Source organism: Brevibacillus laterosporus LMG 15441, assembly GCF_000219535.2.
Taxonomy (GTDB): domain Bacteria; phylum Bacillota; class Bacilli; order Brevibacillales; family Brevibacillaceae; genus Brevibacillus_B; species Brevibacillus_B halotolerans.
The window spans coordinates 3,240,729-3,256,876 of sequence record NZ_CP007806.1 but is presented as its reverse complement, the minus strand read 5'-3'; the positions used below and the strand labels follow the sequence as shown (position 1 = coordinate 3,256,876).

16 protein-coding genes and 1 riboswitch are annotated in these 16,148 nt (G+C 40.5%); all 16 genes read left to right on the top strand.

What is annotated here, in order from left to right:
• Positions 1 to 355 precede the first annotated feature (355 nt).
• The 16 genes from BRLA_RS13955 (at position 356) to BRLA_RS13880 (ending at position 16,023) form a co-directional block, all read left to right on the top strand.
• On the top strand, positions 356 to 847 hold the full coding sequence (locus BRLA_RS13955) for a MarR family winged helix-turn-helix transcriptional regulator (protein WP_003335958.1): 492 nt from the start codon (positions 356 to 358) through the stop codon (positions 845 to 847).
• A 106-nt stretch (positions 848 to 953) separates the two neighbouring features.
• Positions 954 to 1,340 carry a DoxX family protein gene (locus tag BRLA_RS13950; protein ID WP_003335960.1) on the top strand — a complete coding sequence of 129 codons (387 nt, stop codon included), beginning with the start codon at positions 954 to 956 and terminating at the stop codon, positions 1,338 to 1,340.
• 246 nt (positions 1,341 to 1,586) lie between these two features.
• Positions 1,587 to 2,210 (top strand): nitroreductase family protein, encoded by a 624-nt coding sequence (locus tag BRLA_RS13945; protein WP_003335961.1) that lies wholly within the window; start codon positions 1,587 to 1,589, stop codon positions 2,208 to 2,210.
• A 276-nt stretch (positions 2,211 to 2,486) separates the two neighbouring features.
• Positions 2,487 to 2,674, top strand: a riboswitch (cobalamin riboswitch).
• A gap of 157 nt (positions 2,675 to 2,831) precedes the next feature.
• Positions 2,832 to 4,463 carry a nickel ABC transporter substrate-binding protein gene (gene nikA / locus BRLA_RS13940; protein ID WP_003335962.1) on the top strand — a complete coding sequence of 544 codons (1,632 nt, stop codon included), beginning with the start codon at positions 2,832 to 2,834 and terminating at the stop codon, positions 4,461 to 4,463.
• Positions 4,464 to 4,498: 35 nt separating this feature from the next.
• Entirely contained in the window at positions 4,499 to 5,437 is a 939-nt protein-coding gene (gene nikB / locus BRLA_RS13935; RefSeq protein WP_003335963.1) for a nickel ABC transporter permease, read from the top strand.
• A gap of 2 nt (positions 5,438 to 5,439) precedes the next feature.
• Positions 5,440 to 6,270 (top strand): nickel ABC transporter permease subunit NikC, encoded by an 831-nt coding sequence (gene nikC, locus BRLA_RS13930; protein WP_003335965.1) that lies wholly within the window; start codon positions 5,440 to 5,442, stop codon positions 6,268 to 6,270.
• 16 nt (positions 6,271 to 6,286) lie between these two features.
• Positions 6,287 to 7,255: an ABC transporter ATP-binding protein gene (locus BRLA_RS13925; protein ID WP_003335966.1), complete on the top strand. Its 969-nt coding sequence runs from the start codon at positions 6,287 to 6,289 to the stop codon at positions 7,253 to 7,255.
• A 17-nt stretch (positions 7,256 to 7,272) separates the two neighbouring features.
• Positions 7,273 to 8,079 (top strand): nickel import ATP-binding protein NikE, encoded by an 807-nt coding sequence (gene nikE / locus BRLA_RS13920; RefSeq protein WP_003335968.1) that lies wholly within the window; start codon positions 7,273 to 7,275, stop codon positions 8,077 to 8,079.
• Between the two features lie 412 nt (positions 8,080 to 8,491).
• Positions 8,492 to 9,277 (top strand): thymidylate synthase, encoded by a 786-nt coding sequence (locus BRLA_RS13915; RefSeq protein WP_003335970.1) that lies wholly within the window; start codon positions 8,492 to 8,494, stop codon positions 9,275 to 9,277.
• A complete protein-coding gene (locus tag BRLA_RS13910) occupies positions 9,277 to 9,774 on the top strand; it encodes a dihydrofolate reductase (protein WP_003335971.1) in 498 nt (165 codons plus the stop codon). The genes BRLA_RS13915 and BRLA_RS13910 overlap by 1 nt, the downstream gene beginning before the upstream one ends.
• A gap of 212 nt (positions 9,775 to 9,986) precedes the next feature.
• Positions 9,987 to 10,562, top strand: a complete 576-nt coding sequence (locus tag BRLA_RS13905) for an RNA polymerase sigma factor (RefSeq protein WP_003335972.1) — start codon at positions 9,987 to 9,989, stop codon at positions 10,560 to 10,562.
• The gene (locus tag BRLA_RS13900) at positions 10,552 to 11,652 is read left to right on the top strand and encodes a TolB family protein (RefSeq protein ID WP_003335973.1); all 1,101 of its coding nucleotides are present in this window, start codon (positions 10,552 to 10,554) and stop codon (positions 11,650 to 11,652) included. Before BRLA_RS13905 ends, BRLA_RS13900 begins: the two co-directional genes overlap by 11 nt.
• 14 nt (positions 11,653 to 11,666) lie before the next feature.
• Positions 11,667 to 13,970 carry a hypothetical protein gene (locus BRLA_RS13895; RefSeq protein ID WP_003335974.1) on the top strand — a complete coding sequence of 768 codons (2,304 nt, stop codon included), beginning with the start codon at positions 11,667 to 11,669 and terminating at the stop codon, positions 13,968 to 13,970.
• Positions 13,970 to 14,896, top strand: a complete 927-nt coding sequence (locus BRLA_RS13890) for an ABC transporter ATP-binding protein (protein WP_003335975.1) — start codon at positions 13,970 to 13,972, stop codon at positions 14,894 to 14,896. The genes BRLA_RS13895 and BRLA_RS13890 overlap by 1 nt, the downstream gene beginning before the upstream one ends.
• The gene (locus tag BRLA_RS13885) at positions 14,896 to 15,765 is read left to right on the top strand and encodes an ABC transporter permease (RefSeq protein ID WP_003335977.1); all 870 of its coding nucleotides are present in this window, start codon (positions 14,896 to 14,898) and stop codon (positions 15,763 to 15,765) included. Before BRLA_RS13890 ends, BRLA_RS13885 begins: the two co-directional genes overlap by 1 nt.
• Before the next feature lie 66 nt (positions 15,766 to 15,831).
• A complete protein-coding gene (locus tag BRLA_RS13880) occupies positions 15,832 to 16,023 on the top strand; it encodes a hypothetical protein (protein WP_003335978.1) in 192 nt (63 codons plus the stop codon).
• Positions 16,024 to 16,148: the final 125 nt, after the last annotated feature.

The following is a 16,148-nucleotide window of genomic DNA, read 5'->3' as shown; positions in this document are numbered from 1 at the left end:
GCTGAAGAGATACTAGGACTGTGTGCGATTTGGAAATGGATTTAAAACGATTGTATGGGCTAATGTATGGACTAATGTATGGACTAAAAGAAGAGGAGATTCTTGTCCAAAAGCTGTTTGTAACTAAAGCTGATAAGGTTTCCAGTTAGTAAAATTTGATTGTGTACAGATGCAGATATAACCAGCCAAGCCGCCACATTGTTGATTTTCATATATTTTTAGTTTACTAGTTGACAACACAAAAAAAATGGGGTATGCTTTGTATATCTCAAATTTAAGATATTAAAAAGTGAGACATGTTGAATTGTTTTTTGTAAAAGGTAAGATAAAATAATCAAGGAAAGGAGAGAACAAAATGCAGGACAAACAGGGAAAGCAAACGGACATGATTACGGATGTTAATAAAGCTCAAGAGCAATCTCTCCATTTGTTCGTTGTCTTATCTCGTGCCTTTAACTGGATGTCTGCTCATGTTCAGAAGGATATTCGACAATATGGATTAAATCCGACTGAATTTGGCGTCCTAGAATTGTTATTTCATAAAGGCAGACAGCCTCTACAGCAAATTGGAGATAAGATTTTAATCTCTAGCGGAAATATTACTTATGTGGTTGATAAGCTAGAAAAAAAGGGTTATTTGCTCCGTAAGCCCTGTCCGAATGATCGACGCGTGATCTACGCGGAATTAACACAAGAAGGAGAACAATTTCTCCAAGAGATTTTTCCGAAGCATCGAGAAAAGCTAGCAGAAGCAATGAATGGACTGTCTCCTGAAGAAAAAGAGATTACCATTACCTTGTTAAAAAAGCTAGGGAAGTCAGCCCAAATGAATTTTGTAGATAAGTAGCTGAAAACAGATGCGATAATAAAAAGAAGCATATTATCCATCTTTCTCATATATCTTTAATTGAAGATACTTAAAATAAAACATATTCCTGAGGAGGAAAAAGAAAATGAATGCAGGACTTTTACTTATTCGATTAGTTGTGGGACTTTTATTTATTGGTCATGGTACACAGAAATTATTTGGATGGTTTGGTGGGCATGGCTTAAAGGGAACAGCGGGTTGGTTAGAATCAATCGGTGTGAAACCCGGCTTGTTAATGGCTTTCATGGCAGGAGCCAGTGAGATTGTTGGAGGATTGCTCTTTGCCTCCGGTGTGTTTACTTGGGTAGGAGGAGCGTTAATCGCTGTTACTATGCTGATCGCTATCTTTACTGTACATGGAAAAAATGGATTGTGGATTACTCAAAACGGTATGGAATACAATCTAGTATTGCTAGCGGTAGCTATCGGTGTTGCGTTGATTGGGCCAGGTGCATACGTTTTATTTGCATAAGTTTTGCCTAAGGACGGACCTGAAAAGAAAGGTATCCAGATTCACGTACTCTATTGTATGATAATGAGGGATAACGTAAACTATGCCGCAATTATAAGTCTAAATAAGTGTGATTAGAAAAGAACTGACAAAGAAAAGCAGAATGAATTCGGTACAAAAAGCAAGGGGAGCGAGTTAGTGTAGAGAAAACGCTCTTTCTCCTCCCCTGTAACAATTACGATACATACATGAGATGAGGGAGTTTACATGAGTGAATTTACAAGCCTAGTGAAAAGTCGACGTTCCGCAAATAATTATATGGAAGGGGTAGAAATTACCCGGTCCGAGCTTGAAGAGATCTTTACTTTGGCTAAATATGCTCCTTCTGCTTTTAATCTTCAGCATACACATTATCTTGTCGTAACGGATCCAGTCTTGAAAGAAAAAATTTATGAATCCTGCAAGCAGTATAAGGTGCATTCAGCTTCAGCGGTCATATTGGTGTTGGGCAATCGTTACGCTTATCAAGCGGTGGAAAAAATCAACGAGGGAATGCATCATCTTGGAATTTTGAGTAAACAAGAGCTAGATCGTACCGTCGAGACTGTTACAGGGATATATGAGGGTAAGGGTGAATCCTTTATGAAGGAAGAAGCCATTCGTAATGCAAGCCTTTCTGCGATGCTGTTCATGCTATCTGCAAAAGATAAAGGCTGGGATACGTGCCCGATGATTGGATTTGATCCAGGTGCCATTAAGGAAATTTTAGAAATTCCTGATGGATATGAAACAGTCATGATGATTACTATCGGAAAAGAAAAGCTCTCAAGCCAACGTCCACGCGGCTATCGTAAGCCGAACGGAGAATTTGTAAGCTACAACGGTATGTGATTTCGATGAAAACATTGCTAAAGCTGTTAATGGGACATGCTGTGGCAATGTTTTTTTACTGTAGAGGAATTGGCGCTTTTTATAGATGAACCTGATCCTAGATGCGTCTTCTTAAACCTCTTTGGGCAATAATGTTCCATCTCCCGAGCGGAATTATAGAAGGGCTTTAATTTCATATAGCGTAAACGCGGAATAACGAATATAATTTGTTCTAGGTAAACTTTTTGTCCTACTTTCAAAAAAAGGATATAAAGTGAATATTTCCAAGGAAAAACTACATATGGTAGTGGAATGGGTGTATTTGTTTCATAACGGATACTTAAAAGGGAAGTCGGTGTAAATCCGGCACGGTCCCGCCGCTGTAAGGGGGAGTCTTATGCAAATATGTCACTGGATCATATCTGGGAAGACGCATGGAGATGATGAACCCAAGTCAGAAGACCTGCCTATTCTAGAAATGCTGTTAGACCTACGGGGAGATAGGGAGGTGTTTGAATGCTAAAAGACCGATGTGATGTGTTCATAAACGATAGGCATTTCTGACCTTTTTAATCTGGTTGGTAATGTTTTTTTGTGTTTTAACATTTTTAGAATAATTAAATTATATAAAAGGTGATAAAAATGTATTTGAAACGGTCTGCATTTATTACTTCTTTTGTTGGACTAATAGCGCTGCTAACAATCATTATCGCTGGCTGTGGTAACACAACAAAAGAAGGAGAAAATAGAGCAACTCAAGATAGTTCAAAAGTTCTTACGTTTTCCTGGTCTGGAGATATCGGAGACGTAAATCCTCATACCTATTTTCCGAATCAATGGTTCTCACAAGCTATGGTATATGAATCACTAGTATACTACGGTGAAGGAGGGGAGCTTAAACCGTGGCTGGCCCAAAGCTGGGATGTATCGAAGGATGGAAAAGAGTATGTGTTTCATCTAAGAAAAGATGTTACATTTTCGGATGGATCGCCGTTTAATGCTACAATCGTGAAGAAAAATTTCGATACGGTTTTAGCTAATGCTCCCCAACATGAATGGATGGAATTAATCAATCAAATTAAAAGTACTGAGGTAGTGGACGATTTTACGTTTAAATTAATTTTGAACAAGCCATATTACCCTACTCTTCAGGAGCTTACGTACATTAGACCTTTACGATTTGTAGGAGAAGCTGCCTTTCCTGATAGCCAAAACACATTTAAAGACGGGCTCAAGTCACCGATTGGGACAGGTCCATGGGTACTAAGCGAATATAAGAAAAATGAAACGGCTGTCTTTACAAGAAACGAGAAGTATTGGGGCGAGAAACCGAAAGTCGATAAGGTGATTGTTAAAGTCATACCTGACGGTGAATCGAGAGTGCTAGCTTTTGAGAAAAAGGACATTGATCTGATTTTTGGAAACGGAGTCATAAGCCAGGATTCGTTCCGGTTTCTGAAGGAATCGGGAAAATATGAAACCAAACTATCAGAACCTACGGCTACAAGGGCGTTACTCTTTAATACGAACAGAGAAGCTCTTAAAGAGCGTAACTTACGTCTAGCTATCCAGCATGCCTTTGATAAGCAGGCTGTCATCGATCATATCTTTTACGGCACAGAAAGAAAAGCTGATACGTTATTTGCACCTACCATTCCATATACGAAGATTGATGTAAAACCGTATGAACACGATGAAGAAAAAGCGAAACAATTGTTGGATGAAGCGGGCTGGAAACTAGTAAATGGCAAACCATTTCGAGAGAAGGCTGGAAAACCGCTACAATTGGAACTAATGTTTATTAGCTCAGACAACATCCAGAAGGCGATCGCCGAATATACCCAAGGTGAGTTTAGAAAATTAGGGATAGATATGAAGCTGACAAGTAAGGAAGAAGAGGATTTTTGGGCTACAGCCAATGAAGGCAGCTTTGATTTATTATTTACGGCAAGCTGGGGTGTTCCGTTTGATCCACATTCCTATTTGTCTGCTATCACAACACCTTCGGAAGGTGGCAGTCCGGATTACAAAGCTCTATCAGGGCTACCAGGCAAGAAAGAATTAGATAAAAAAATCAAGGAAGTATTAGTAAGTACAGATGAAGCACACAGAAAGATGCTTTATACAGATATTTTAACAACATTGCACGAACAGGCTGCTTACTTACCAATATCTTATCAATCTAATATAGCGGTCTATCATAAAAATCTGAGCGGGGTTCATTTCTTGCCTCAAGAATACGAAGTTCCTTTCACTACCATTGATATGAAGTGAAGTGGGGTTATGTAAAAACGGCAAAGGAGTAGTAAATGGGTTGGTTTATTGTTAAACGTCTCACAAGTTTACTGCCAATATTATTGGGAATTTCTCTGATCACTTTTATTCTGCTCCACTTAACCCCTGGGGATCCGGCCGTAGCTTACTTGAGGGCGTCACATATTCCTCCAACAGATGAGGCAGTGGCTTCCCTTCGAGCAGAGCTAGGGCTGGACAAGCCCCTGTATATCCAGTATGTAAATTGGTTAGGAAAAGTGGTTCAATTGGATTTAGGGATTTCTTATGTGTCGAAGAAATCTATATGGGATGAAATTATTCTCCATTTCCTCCCAACGCTGCAACTTGCATGTGCTTCATTGCTCCTGATTATTTTTATTAGTGTACCTTTAGGAATGATTTCTGCCCTTTACAAAGGGAAATTAATTGATCAGGTTAGCAGGATGCTTGCCTTTGTAAGCGTCTCGATGCCTGCTTTTTGGCTCGGATTTCTATTCATCTATTTTTTATCGGTAAAGTTAGATTTATTTCCTGTATTGGGAAGAGGAACTTTTGCCCATCTAGTGCTTCCGGCCCTGACATTGGCTTTTCCTTATATAGGTACGTACATGCGCTTGCTTCGCACCAGTATGCTAGAAAACTTGAATGAGCCATTTGTGGTGTATGCGAGAGCGCGAGGGCTGCGAGAAAGTCTAATCATTGGTAGACATGTGTTTAAAAAATCCTTATTACCTGTGTTAACTGGACTTGGCATGAGCATTGGAAACATGCTAAGCGGAGCCGTTATTGTTGAGACCGTCTTTGCATGGCCTGGTATGGGTTCCTTGTTTGTCACTTCTATTTTACACCGTGATTATCCGATGATTCAGAGCTGTTTATTGTTTATGGGTGTGATCTTTGTCGTCTGCAATCTCCTTGTGGATATTGCATATGCTTTCCTAGATCCCCGGATAAAATGGGAAGGAGAGCAATAAGCGTGTTGAAAAAATTGAAGCAAAAGCTACTGTCGAAAAAGCTCATGATCATTTGCAGCATGATTATCATCCTCATGATACTATTGGCTCTGTTTGCTCCTTTTTTGTCTCCAAATGATCCGAATCTAGTTGATATCACGCAAAAGCTACAAGGCCCTTCCTCGAAGTTTCCGTTAGGGACAGATCATTTAGGCAGATGTATATGGTCTCGACTGATCTATGGAACACGAACCTCACTGGGGACAGCTTTTTTTGTCATGGGATTTACCATGCTAATTAGTCTTCCAGTTGGTATTTTTGCAGGCTATAGAGGTGGTTGGGTTGATTATCTGTTCATGCGAATTTGTGATATTTTCATGGCTTTTCCAAGCTTGCTTCTGTCATTAGCTTTGATTGGAATCCTCGGGCCCGGTCTGGGGAATATGATTTTTGCCATGGTGCTTGTCCAATGGGTGTTTTATGCGCGAATCATTCGAGGAATGGTTCTTAGTGTGAAGGAGCAACCCTTTATCTTAGCAGCAAAAGTGTGCGGAACACCAAAGCTGGTCATTGTTCTAAAGCATATCTTACCCACCATTGTATCGCAGGTGGTCGTTTTAGCTTTTATGGACATTGGAGGAGTTGTTTTAGCTATTTCTGGTCTCTCATTTCTGGGTCTTGGCATACAGCCGCCAGGAGCGGAGTGGGGAATGATGATCAATGACAGTAAACCGTTTTTTAGAAATAACCCTTCCTTGATGCTGTATCCAGGGATGATGATCTTACTTGTCGTGATCGCTTTCAACCTGTTCGGAGAAGCCTTGAGGGATGCCTTAGACCTAAAAAGAAAATAGAAGGGAGGATCAGAGGATGGCACAGCACCCCATTTTAACTGTTAACAATTTACATATAGTTGTATCAACACCGCATGGGGTGACTCAGACTGTCAATGAGGTAAGCTTTGAAATAGAGGCTGGAAAAGTGTTTGGACTTGTTGGAGAAAGTGGATCAGGTAAAACGATGACATGCCTGTCTTTATCACATCTTTTGCCTGAACAGGCAAAGGTGGTCGAAGGGAGCATCACATTTCGCAATAAAGATTTGCTAACCTGTTCAGAAGAAGAGGTAAGAAAAATACGCGGTAGCGAGATCGCTTTTATCATGCAAAATCCGATGACTGCCTTTAATCCTGTACGAACAATTGGCAGACATTTTATTGAAACACTTAGAACTCATCTGCCTATTACCAAGCGACAAGCACAGAAAATAGCTTTGGAGCATCTGGAAAAAATGGACTTGCCAAATCCAGAGAATGTATTGAAGCAATATCCATTTCAGTTAAGCGGCGGTATGCTCCAGCGTGTGATGATTGCAATCACGATGTCCTTACAGCCCACGATTCTTATCGCGGACGAGCCAACGACAGCCCTCGATGCGACGAATCAACTTCAGATTTTGAGGCAGTTGGATCATATAAGAAAAGAATATAATACTGGTATTTTATTAGTTTCACACGATTTGGGGGTCATTGCTCAGCTAGCTGATGAAGTAGCTGTCATGTATGCTGGCTATATTGTTGAAAAGGCACCGGCATCTACATTATTTAATCGCCCGATGCACCCCTATACCCGTGTCCTGTTACAAGCCAGACTTGGAGTAACGAGCAGGAGGAAGGGGATTAACCGTGTTAGCATGTCACTCCCTAAACAGTTAAATAGAGAGGATATCTGCCCGTTCTTAGACCGATGCGAGAATGCAGACCACATCTGTGCAACGAAAAAGCTTGAATGGAAAGAATATGAACAAGATCATCTGGTACGATGTGTAAAATTACGATAAAGGTGGCTGAATGAAGAGTGAGTCTGCTTACGCTTACAAACATAAAGAAAACATATTCACTAGGAAATTCTGTTTGGAGGAAGGGGAAAACGGTAGAAGCTGTTAAAGATGTCTCTTTCACTCTGGAAGAAGGGATATGTTTAGGACTAGTGGGAGAAAGCGGAGCAGGAAAGAGCACTCTTGGCAAAATTATTTTGGGACTTGAAAAACCTGATCAGGGAGAGGTCTGGTTTCAGGGAAAGGACCTTTATCGTCTAAAAGAAAAAGAATTAAGAGAGGTACGGCGGGATTTACAGGTTGTCTTTCAGGATTGTTATAGCGCTGTAAATCCACGATTAACGATTAGAGAGATTATCGCTGAACCCTTACGAAATTACGAACAACGAACAGATACTCAAGAAAGACAGAAAGTACAGGAGCTTTTGGAGATCGTAGGCTTAGATCCGGAAGATATGCATAAATACCCACAACAGTTCAGCGGAGGGCAATTACAGAGAATCAATATCGCTAGAGCGATTGCACTAAGACCGAAGCTGATTATACTTGATGAGGCTGTAAGCGCTTTAGATGCTCTTACTCAGGTACAAATCTTACACCTTTTAGCAGAATTAAAAGAAGAGTTTCAGCTTTCCTATCTGTTTATCTCACATGACTTACAGGCGATCAATTATATCGCGGATTGTATAGGGGTCATGTATAAAGGTGAGATTGTTGAATGGGTAGATGATATGGAGCAGCTTGAACGATTAAAACATCCTGTTTCCCAAAAAATCATGTCTTCTGTGTTATATCCATATCCAGGATTCTCTAAGCTTAAAGCTTAGGTGTTTGAGGGGATGGGACAGAAGCTGTTGAACGATCCAGAAATCTAAGAGAGTTTCAGAGTAGGTAAAAGTCAAATGTATCCCCTTATTTTTCGAACGCACTTTTTGGAAAAGGGGGAAAGAATTTGTATCCTATCCCTTTACAACAGAAGGTGGAAACTCTCTTTCATTCACCTACGGCACACCTGTTATCTATGGATTTTTGAATATTATGACTACTATCTATTTCAGATTGCACAAGGCAAAGGAGCAAGGTCTTTCTAGCTAGAAGCATTGCAATCCCGCCATTTTGTAATCATGTGCTAGTTTTTTTGCTAGTTTTGTAACACAAAAGTGTATTGGGCGAAAAGCTTTTCAAGAACGGAATGTTTCGATATACTGTCTTAGAGTTTGTAAGAAGGACGTGAACAAGATGAGTCAAGCAGATATACAATACCTTGCATTAGTGGAAGATATTTTAGAAAACGGATACTATGATAACAATCGGACAGGAATCCCTACAAAAAAGCTATTTGGTAAGCTGTTAAGCTATGATTTGCAAAAAGAATTTCCGATTTTAACAACTAAATTTGTTGCATTTAAAACAGCAGTTAAGGAATTGCTATGGATTTATAAGCATCAAAGCAATGATGTGAGACTCTTACAAGAGATGGGCGTACGTGTTTGGGATGAATGGGCCAAAGAGGACGGAACGATCGGGAAAGCATACGGTTATCAAGTTGCTAAACACAAACAGATAGACAAGCTGATTGATGGCCTAAAAAACGATCCTCAAGGGCGCCGACATATTATTAGTTTATGGGATATGAATGATTTAGAAGAAATGGCCTTGCAGCCATGTGCGTTTCAAACCATGTGGGATGTTGCGGACGGTTATTTAAACTGTACTCTTGTACAGCGTAGCGGTGATATGGGGTTAGGCATTCCGTTTAATACTACCCAGTATGCCGTGCTTATTCATATGATTGCGCAGGTCACAGGGCTGAAGCCAGGGAAATTCCAGCATTATATTAACAATGCACATATCTACGAAAATCATTTCGAAGGCTTGCGTACCCAATTAACAAGAGAGGCCTATCCTGCTCCTACCTTCTGGATTAACCCGGAGATCACCGATTTTTATGATTTTACACCGGATGATGTGAAATTAATCGATTATAAGCATCAGCCGAAAATTGCCATGGAGGTGGCTGTTTAGTGCTTTCAAGCATTTTTGCTATGGGTCAGAACCGTGTTATTGGGAGAGATAACCAGCTCCCATGGCGATTGCCAGAGGATCTCAAGTATTTTCGACGCATTACCACTGGTCATGCTATCATCATGGGGCGTAAAACCTACGAATCAATTGGAAAGCCTTTGCCTAATCGGCGTAATATCGTGCTGACGACACAGGAAAACTATAAGGCGGATGGCTGTGAAATCGCTCATTCGATCGAAGAAGTTCTGTCCCTGATTGATCATAAAGAAGAAGCCTTTATTATTGGTGGGGCGGAAATTTATAAGCTATTATTGCCTTTCACTAGCAAAATGTACATTACGAAGATTGGGCAGGAATTCGAGGGAGATGCCTTTTTTCCAGCCTTTGATGAATCTGAATGGGCATTAGTTGAAGTGACACCAGGTGTACAAAACGAAGAGAATCCATATCAGTATGAGTTCCAAATATATGTTCGGAGTGTAACGAATTGTAAATAGTTTGGGGACTATCCCAAGCAATGTCAACTGCCAAAACATCTTTGCTCCCAGTATTTGATCGGGAACAAAGATGTTTTTTTCTGTGTGTTTGTTTTTTTTTGCTTATGTATAAGAAAAAATGCATATTTTGCACTTTTTTTATTTATGGCTGTGACCTTTTTCAGATATGATGCGTCAATTGGAGTAGAAACAAACAGTGTGGAGGAAGAGGGATGGTAATGGCCGTAAAGCAGGACGGTAAAGAAAATCCGTCTGTTGCGATAGAGACTGATTACTATGAGGCGAGAGATTTCCCAGAGTTATATGATGAATATTTTGATCGGGTCAATCGTTATTTACGATGTCGAGTACATAGTTCGTGGGATGCAGACGACTTGACAACCAGCGTATTTTTAAAGGCTCTGGAAAAATTTGACCAATATAGCCGTCGAAGCCCGTTTGCATCTTGGATTTTTCGTATCGCTCATAATACGTTTATTGATTTTGTTCGTAAGGTACGTGAATACCCGACTGAAGCAGAAGAATTATTGTTTATTGAGGCAGATGATGAGTATCAACCTGAATTGCGTGTTTTATCTAAAGAAGAAATGACTTTATTACGGACTAGGTTAAATATGTTATCGCAGGATCAGCGTGATGTTTTGACGCTACGTTTCTTCGCTGATCTAAAGATTTCCCAGGTTGCTGAAGTGCTAGGTAAAAGTGAATCGTCCGTTAAGATGATCTCTCACCGCGGAATAAAAGTCTTGCAGAGTTTTTATGAGGAAGGTGATCGCCATGAAGGATGATCTACGCAATGCATCAGATCAGATAAATGATCATGAACAGACCGTGGTTGAACTCTTGTCACATTTAAGTGATATGCGTAAGGCGGTTCCTGTTAACTATCGATTAAAAGAAGATTTGAAACGTAAATTAATGGAGCAAATGCAAGGGCAAAAACAACCGCAACTGACGGTAATACGCCAGGAAGAAATAAAGCACAATGATCAAAAGAGGATCAATCGAAAAAGAGGCTGGTATATGCTAGGCGGGATTGGAACAATTGCTTTGGCTGCCTTTTTATACGTAAATGTTGCTCAGGCAGATGTTGATCTTGCTATTTCAAAGTCATCCATCAATATTCCTAAGCTATCCACTGATTTGGCAGTGCTATCCTCTGATTTACAAGTTGCCTATTTACAAGCCGATAATAAGTTGCACATCATAAGCGGATTTGACAGTGACATAGATACCCCTATTGAGCTTCCACAACAAATTGGAACATATGACTCCATTGCATGGAATTCTACAGGCACAAAGCTGGCGCTAACGGAAAACAGCCAGGAGAAAGGGAAATTGTGGATTTTACAGCTTAATAAGAGTAAACAAAAAAGCTATGCTCCGAGACTATTATTGGAGCAGGAGAATCGTCCGGTGATTGACCCTGCATTTGATCCTAAAGATGAATTTTTAGCTTATACAGCATATAAGCAGGATAAACCTGAGATTTGGGTAACCAATCTGCGTTCCTTTGGTAAAGAGAAGGTAGCGGACGGTTCAAAGCCGGCTTGGTCTCACAATGGTCGTTATCTCTCGTTTGAACAAAATGGAGAGGTTTGTATTTATGATCGCCAGACGGGAGAAATCAAGGAAAAAGTAAAAGGCAGCTCTCCCTCGTGGTTTTCAGCTAAGCAGCTTACAATTCTTTCTCCAGATGGCATCATGCTAATGGGGACAATGGATGAATCTATTAAAAACTGGAAAAAAGTAAAGCTTCCAGCAGGTATCGAGAAGGAATCAGTAAAAAGGGCTGAATGGACGAGTGATGGAAAGCATCTATTAATTGTCAACTCTGATCAACAAGGGTTTATGTTTACGCCGCTTGATTTACAATAATAGGAGGAAAACATATGTGGAAATGGCTGGTAGCGATTGCGCTCGCTTTCATGGGATTTCAACTTCCTGTTTCGTATGCGGCGGACAGAATTGAAATGAAAACGAAGATTCCGTTTGCTGATATAACAAGCCAGGATAATTTAATTCGCGTTCATGCAGATATTACAAATAACGGTGATGCCGTCTCGGGTGAACTGCGGTTTGCAAGTGAAACGCCTCATTCAAAGGAGGCTCTTCCTTATGTAAAAGAGATTACGGTTCAAAAAGGGGAAACGAAGCATGTTTTCTTCGACCTACCAAGTGAAGAGATCATAAATAATAGCGAGGCATTACGACTTGAATTTTATCAAGGCAAACACTTGCTTGCAAAGGTAAAACCAAACTATCAAATTAGAGAAAAGCAATCGGATCAAGTAACGGTTGTTGTCCTCGATCAACACGAAAATAGTATGCAATTCTTAAACCAAGTAAGACAAGAGGGTGCTAAAGACAGTAATCAAGAAGCTGCTCCGAGAAATGAGGCTACCTGGAGCAGTATGCTGGTCAGCAATGTAAGACCAGAAGAGTTACCCACTGAAGCTCATGTACTAAGTAATATCAATATGCTAGTCATTGGAGATATTTCAGCAAGCAGCTTACCTTCAGAACAGATAAAGAAAATAAAAGAATGGGTATATGCTGGAGGGAACATTTTGTTATCTGCTTCCACTCCTCCAGAAATACTAGATGCTTTTAAAGAGTGGATGCCGGCTTTAACCAAGCAGCCGGGAATCACTAAGGATTTGTCTAGCTTTACCGAGATCAGTAAAAAATCAGCTTTGCCTATTCAACAGATAGCGTTGTATAACAAGTCATTGCCACTGTTTTCGACCCAAAAGGTGGGCTTAGGAAAGTTGTTTTTTGCTAACTATGATGTCAATGCACAGCCACTGGCCTCATGGGAATTCAACCGTCAGCTTTGGAGTAAGCTAGTCTCCCAATATGCACTAAATAGCCAAGTGCGTTTTCCTTATCTGAATCGAAATCCTAACTATTATAATATGGCACAGCACATTCCTGATGTTCGTCTGCCGTCTGCTTCCGTGCTATTTTTCATTTGGATCGGTTATGTACTATTGATTGGTCCTATCCTGTATGTGCTGTTAAAACGTAGGGACCGTAGAGACTGGGCGTGGGGAATTATCCCGGTATCAGCCCTCGTGGTTAGTGTTGGAGCCCTTTCTTTTGGGAAGAATTTAATAGTTCCAAATGATAAGCTTTATACAGTAAACCAAATTATCTCGATTCGACCAGATTTAGCGATTTTAAAATCGGATGCAACTGTGTTGAAACGTTCTGGTGGAGAAGTAACCTTAGACACAAAAGATGGGATTATCGTTCCAGGAAATCTTTTGCAATACACAGAACGAAATAAAAACAAATCAACCTATACCATTCGACAAAACGATCGTGGTCAATTTCAAACAACCTTAACTCATATCCCGTATATGGCGCAAAAGCCGATTAATGGGGGAGGTTTAGTTAAAGATGTTGGCCAATTACAAGCTGATTTAGTGTTCGAGCAGGAGCATATCAAAGGAACCATAACAAACAAGAGTGTTTTTGATTATCAAGAGCTGTATCTGACAATGGGAAATCGAAGAATGGAGCTAGGCTCTCTTGCTAAAGGGGAAACCAAGCAAATAAATGAAGAAGTGAAGCCATTTTATACACAAGATTTCTCAGTTGAAGACGCGACATATCCTACGCAAAACGAGCGGGAAAAGGCTATTTTGTACGAAAGTTCACTGCAAGGGCTAAGCAATGCTAACGGATTGACTTTGATAGGTGTAAGCAATAGCCCCTATCAGGTCTTTACTACATCTGAACAAGGAATCATGGAAGACTATCTAAGCTTTGTTCAACAACCAATTTTGTTAAAAGATGCGCAAACCAGTCACATCACGTATCCATATGGGACACTAGGGGTTCAGATTCTTAGTACGGAAGGCAAAGTAAATAGAGATGATCACGATGCTGTTACTATGTTTAATGGAAAAGTAACGTACGGATTACAAGTACCAGCCAATGTGGACATCACAAGAGTGACGGCCCCTCTAGACAATTTGGCTTATCGCTTTGTGAAGAAAGCAGTGTATCATGCCGCTTCTCGTGAGTGGAAAATCCTTGACAGTAGTAGCGCATTAGAGCTAAAAGATAATCCGAAAGAATATATCAATTCGGAAGGTTTTATTTTGATCAGATTTATTTATGAAGGAGATTCACCTGTCTCCATTCCACAGCCTGTCTTCCAGTTGGAAGGAAAGGAGAAACAATAATGATACAGACGCAGAATCTCTCCAAACGATATGGGAAATTTGAAGCCCTAAAGAATGTGAACCTGTCCATTCAAAAGGGAAGCGTTTATGGGTTTATTGGGCCAAATGGTGCGGGCAAAAGTACAACGATGATGATTCTAGCTACCCTCCTGCCAGCTACCAGTGGAAAAGCTTATGTTGGCGGATATGATGTAGAGAAGGAGCCGAGGGAGGTTAAACAGCTCCTAGGCTATATGCCTGACTTTTTTGGTGTTTATGATAATTTAAAAGCAACCGAATACCTTGATTTTTATGCAAGGGCATATAATATTCCAGCCCGAAACCGTTCTAATTTGATTGCTGATCTGCTGGATTTAGTTAATCTCAGTAACAAAGCTGATGCTTATGTGGATCATTTGTCACGCGGAATGAAACAGCGTCTCGGCTTAGCCCGTTGCTTGGTTCATAGTCCAGAAATTCTTATTTTGGATGAGCCGGCTTCAGGGTTGGACCCACGAGCACGTATCGAGATGCGAGAAATCTTAAAGAAATTACAAGGAATGGGCAAAACAATCCTGATTAGCTCACATATCCTGCCTGAGCTAGCAGAGCTTTGCGATGAGATCGGCGTCATTGAAAAAGGCCAGCTTATTGCAAATGGAGCGGTTAACGAGGTAAGCACGGAGACACGCGGTATCTCTATTATGCAGGTAAAGACATTGGGGAACGTGGAGCTTGCAGAACGAATCCTTCAAGCCTCTCCTTTTGTGAGACGCTTAGATAATAAAAACAGTCATTTTCGGTTTCACTTTACAGGTACACCGGAAGAGAAGGTTATTTTACTACAGCAGTTAATACAGGCAAACATCCCTGTAACACACTTCGCAGACTCACAGGAAAACCTAGAAGATGTGTTCTTAGCGATAACGGAAGGGGTGGGTAACTGATGGGGCACTTTTTTGGTAATCCGCTTATTTCGAAAGAATTGCGTGAGAGATTTCGTTCGAAAAGGTCGATCTGGATTCTATTTAGCTATCTAATGGTCTTTGGTGCTGTTCTGTTGGGATATTTAACTATCATGGAGAAAACGTCCACGTTTTTTTTAGGAGAGGGAGATGATCTATTTTTTGCTATGTCAGCTCTGCATTATGCCTTAATTTGTTTTATTGCGCCGGCATTAGCAGCAGGGACAATCAGCGGTGAAAGGGAAAGACAAACCCTGAATATCCTATTAACCACTCAATTATCGCCACGACGGATTATATTGAGCAAGCTGGTTACATCATTGTCCTTTATGTTTCTCTTAATTATGGCTTCTCTGCCTCTATACAGTTTTGTATTCTTATACGGTGGAGTATCACCATCCCAGATTTTTAGTATCATTCTCTTCTTTGCTATCAATATCCTGTTTTTTGGTTCGTTAGGAATCTTTTGTTCAACATGGGTTAAACGTACTGGGGTTAGTACGATTATTGCATATGGTATTGCCTTTTTCTTTGTGGTAGGTACGGGGTTTCTCTTGTACTTTTTGGTAGCGATCATGCGTTACTGGTATCCCGAAATGAATGGGATAGAAAACTTTTTCCTACTAAAGTGGCTCACCTATATTAATCCATGTATAGTCGGTTCACGTATTCTAGGCATGACCATGTTTTCTTCTATGTCAAGCAACGATGATTTTTATTGGGGATATTTCGCTAGCTTTTATCTAGTGCTCAGTATAGGTTTATTATGCTGGTCTGCTTATTTGTTAAAGCCAGTGCGCCGTCCATGGTCTCGAAAACAAGAGGGCATCAGTGAGGGCTCTAGTGAATAGCCTAGCTTGGTGGATTCATGCTATACTACCCAAAGAATGGCTGAGAGAATGCAGGGGGTTATAACCATGGGACAGCAAAATAATCAACAAGATGTACAAGTGTTAGACTATGAAGAGATGCTGCAATTCGTAGAAAGAAAACTGGCTGAAGGCGGCATGAAAGTAGGCCGTCAAGAAATTATTACCATTTTGGAAGCTGAGGAAGCCTTTTTGATTGAAAAGGGAGTCATTGAAGAGATCCCTTACGAGGCTGATTAGTTTACCTCGAAACAGTAGATACATGAAGGAGACCGTCTTCTTAGAAGGAGACGGTCTTTATGTTTTAGAACTTCTCATAGACTTTTCCTAAAAAGCAGGGTATGCTAAGAAAGGTGTAGGGGAAC

Excerpts from the sequence above, each read along its gene's own strand:
- BRLA_RS13885 (WP_003335977.1), top strand. The coding sequence starts at position 14,896 with ATGGGGCACTTTTTTGGTAATCCGCTTATTTCGAAAGAATTGCGTGAG.
- BRLA_RS13950 (WP_003335960.1), top strand. The coding sequence starts at position 954 with ATGAATGCAGGACTTTTACTTATTCGATTAGTTGTGGGACTTTTATTT.
- nikA (WP_003335962.1), top strand. The coding sequence starts at position 2,832 with ATGTATTTGAAACGGTCTGCATTTATTACTTCTTTTGTTGGACTAATA.
- BRLA_RS13890 (WP_003335975.1), top strand. The coding sequence starts at position 13,970 with ATGATACAGACGCAGAATCTCTCCAAACGATATGGGAAATTTGAAGCC.
- BRLA_RS13945 (WP_003335961.1), top strand. The coding sequence starts at position 1,587 with ATGAGTGAATTTACAAGCCTAGTGAAAAGTCGACGTTCCGCAAATAAT.
- BRLA_RS13895 (WP_003335974.1), top strand. The coding sequence starts at position 11,667 with ATGTGGAAATGGCTGGTAGCGATTGCGCTCGCTTTCATGGGATTTCAA.
- BRLA_RS13925 (WP_003335966.1), top strand. The coding sequence starts at position 6,287 with ATGGCACAGCACCCCATTTTAACTGTTAACAATTTACATATAGTTGTA.
- BRLA_RS13915 (WP_003335970.1), top strand. The coding sequence starts at position 8,492 with ATGAGTCAAGCAGATATACAATACCTTGCATTAGTGGAAGATATTTTA.
- BRLA_RS13905 (WP_003335972.1), top strand. The coding sequence starts at position 9,987 with ATGGTAATGGCCGTAAAGCAGGACGGTAAAGAAAATCCGTCTGTTGCG.
- BRLA_RS13955 (WP_003335958.1), top strand. The coding sequence starts at position 356 with ATGCAGGACAAACAGGGAAAGCAAACGGACATGATTACGGATGTTAAT.
- BRLA_RS13900 (WP_003335973.1), top strand. The coding sequence starts at position 10,552 with ATGAAGGATGATCTACGCAATGCATCAGATCAGATAAATGATCATGAA.
- BRLA_RS13880 (WP_003335978.1), top strand. The coding sequence starts at position 15,832 with ATGGGACAGCAAAATAATCAACAAGATGTACAAGTGTTAGACTATGAA.
- nikB (WP_003335963.1), top strand. The coding sequence starts at position 4,499 with ATGGGTTGGTTTATTGTTAAACGTCTCACAAGTTTACTGCCAATATTA.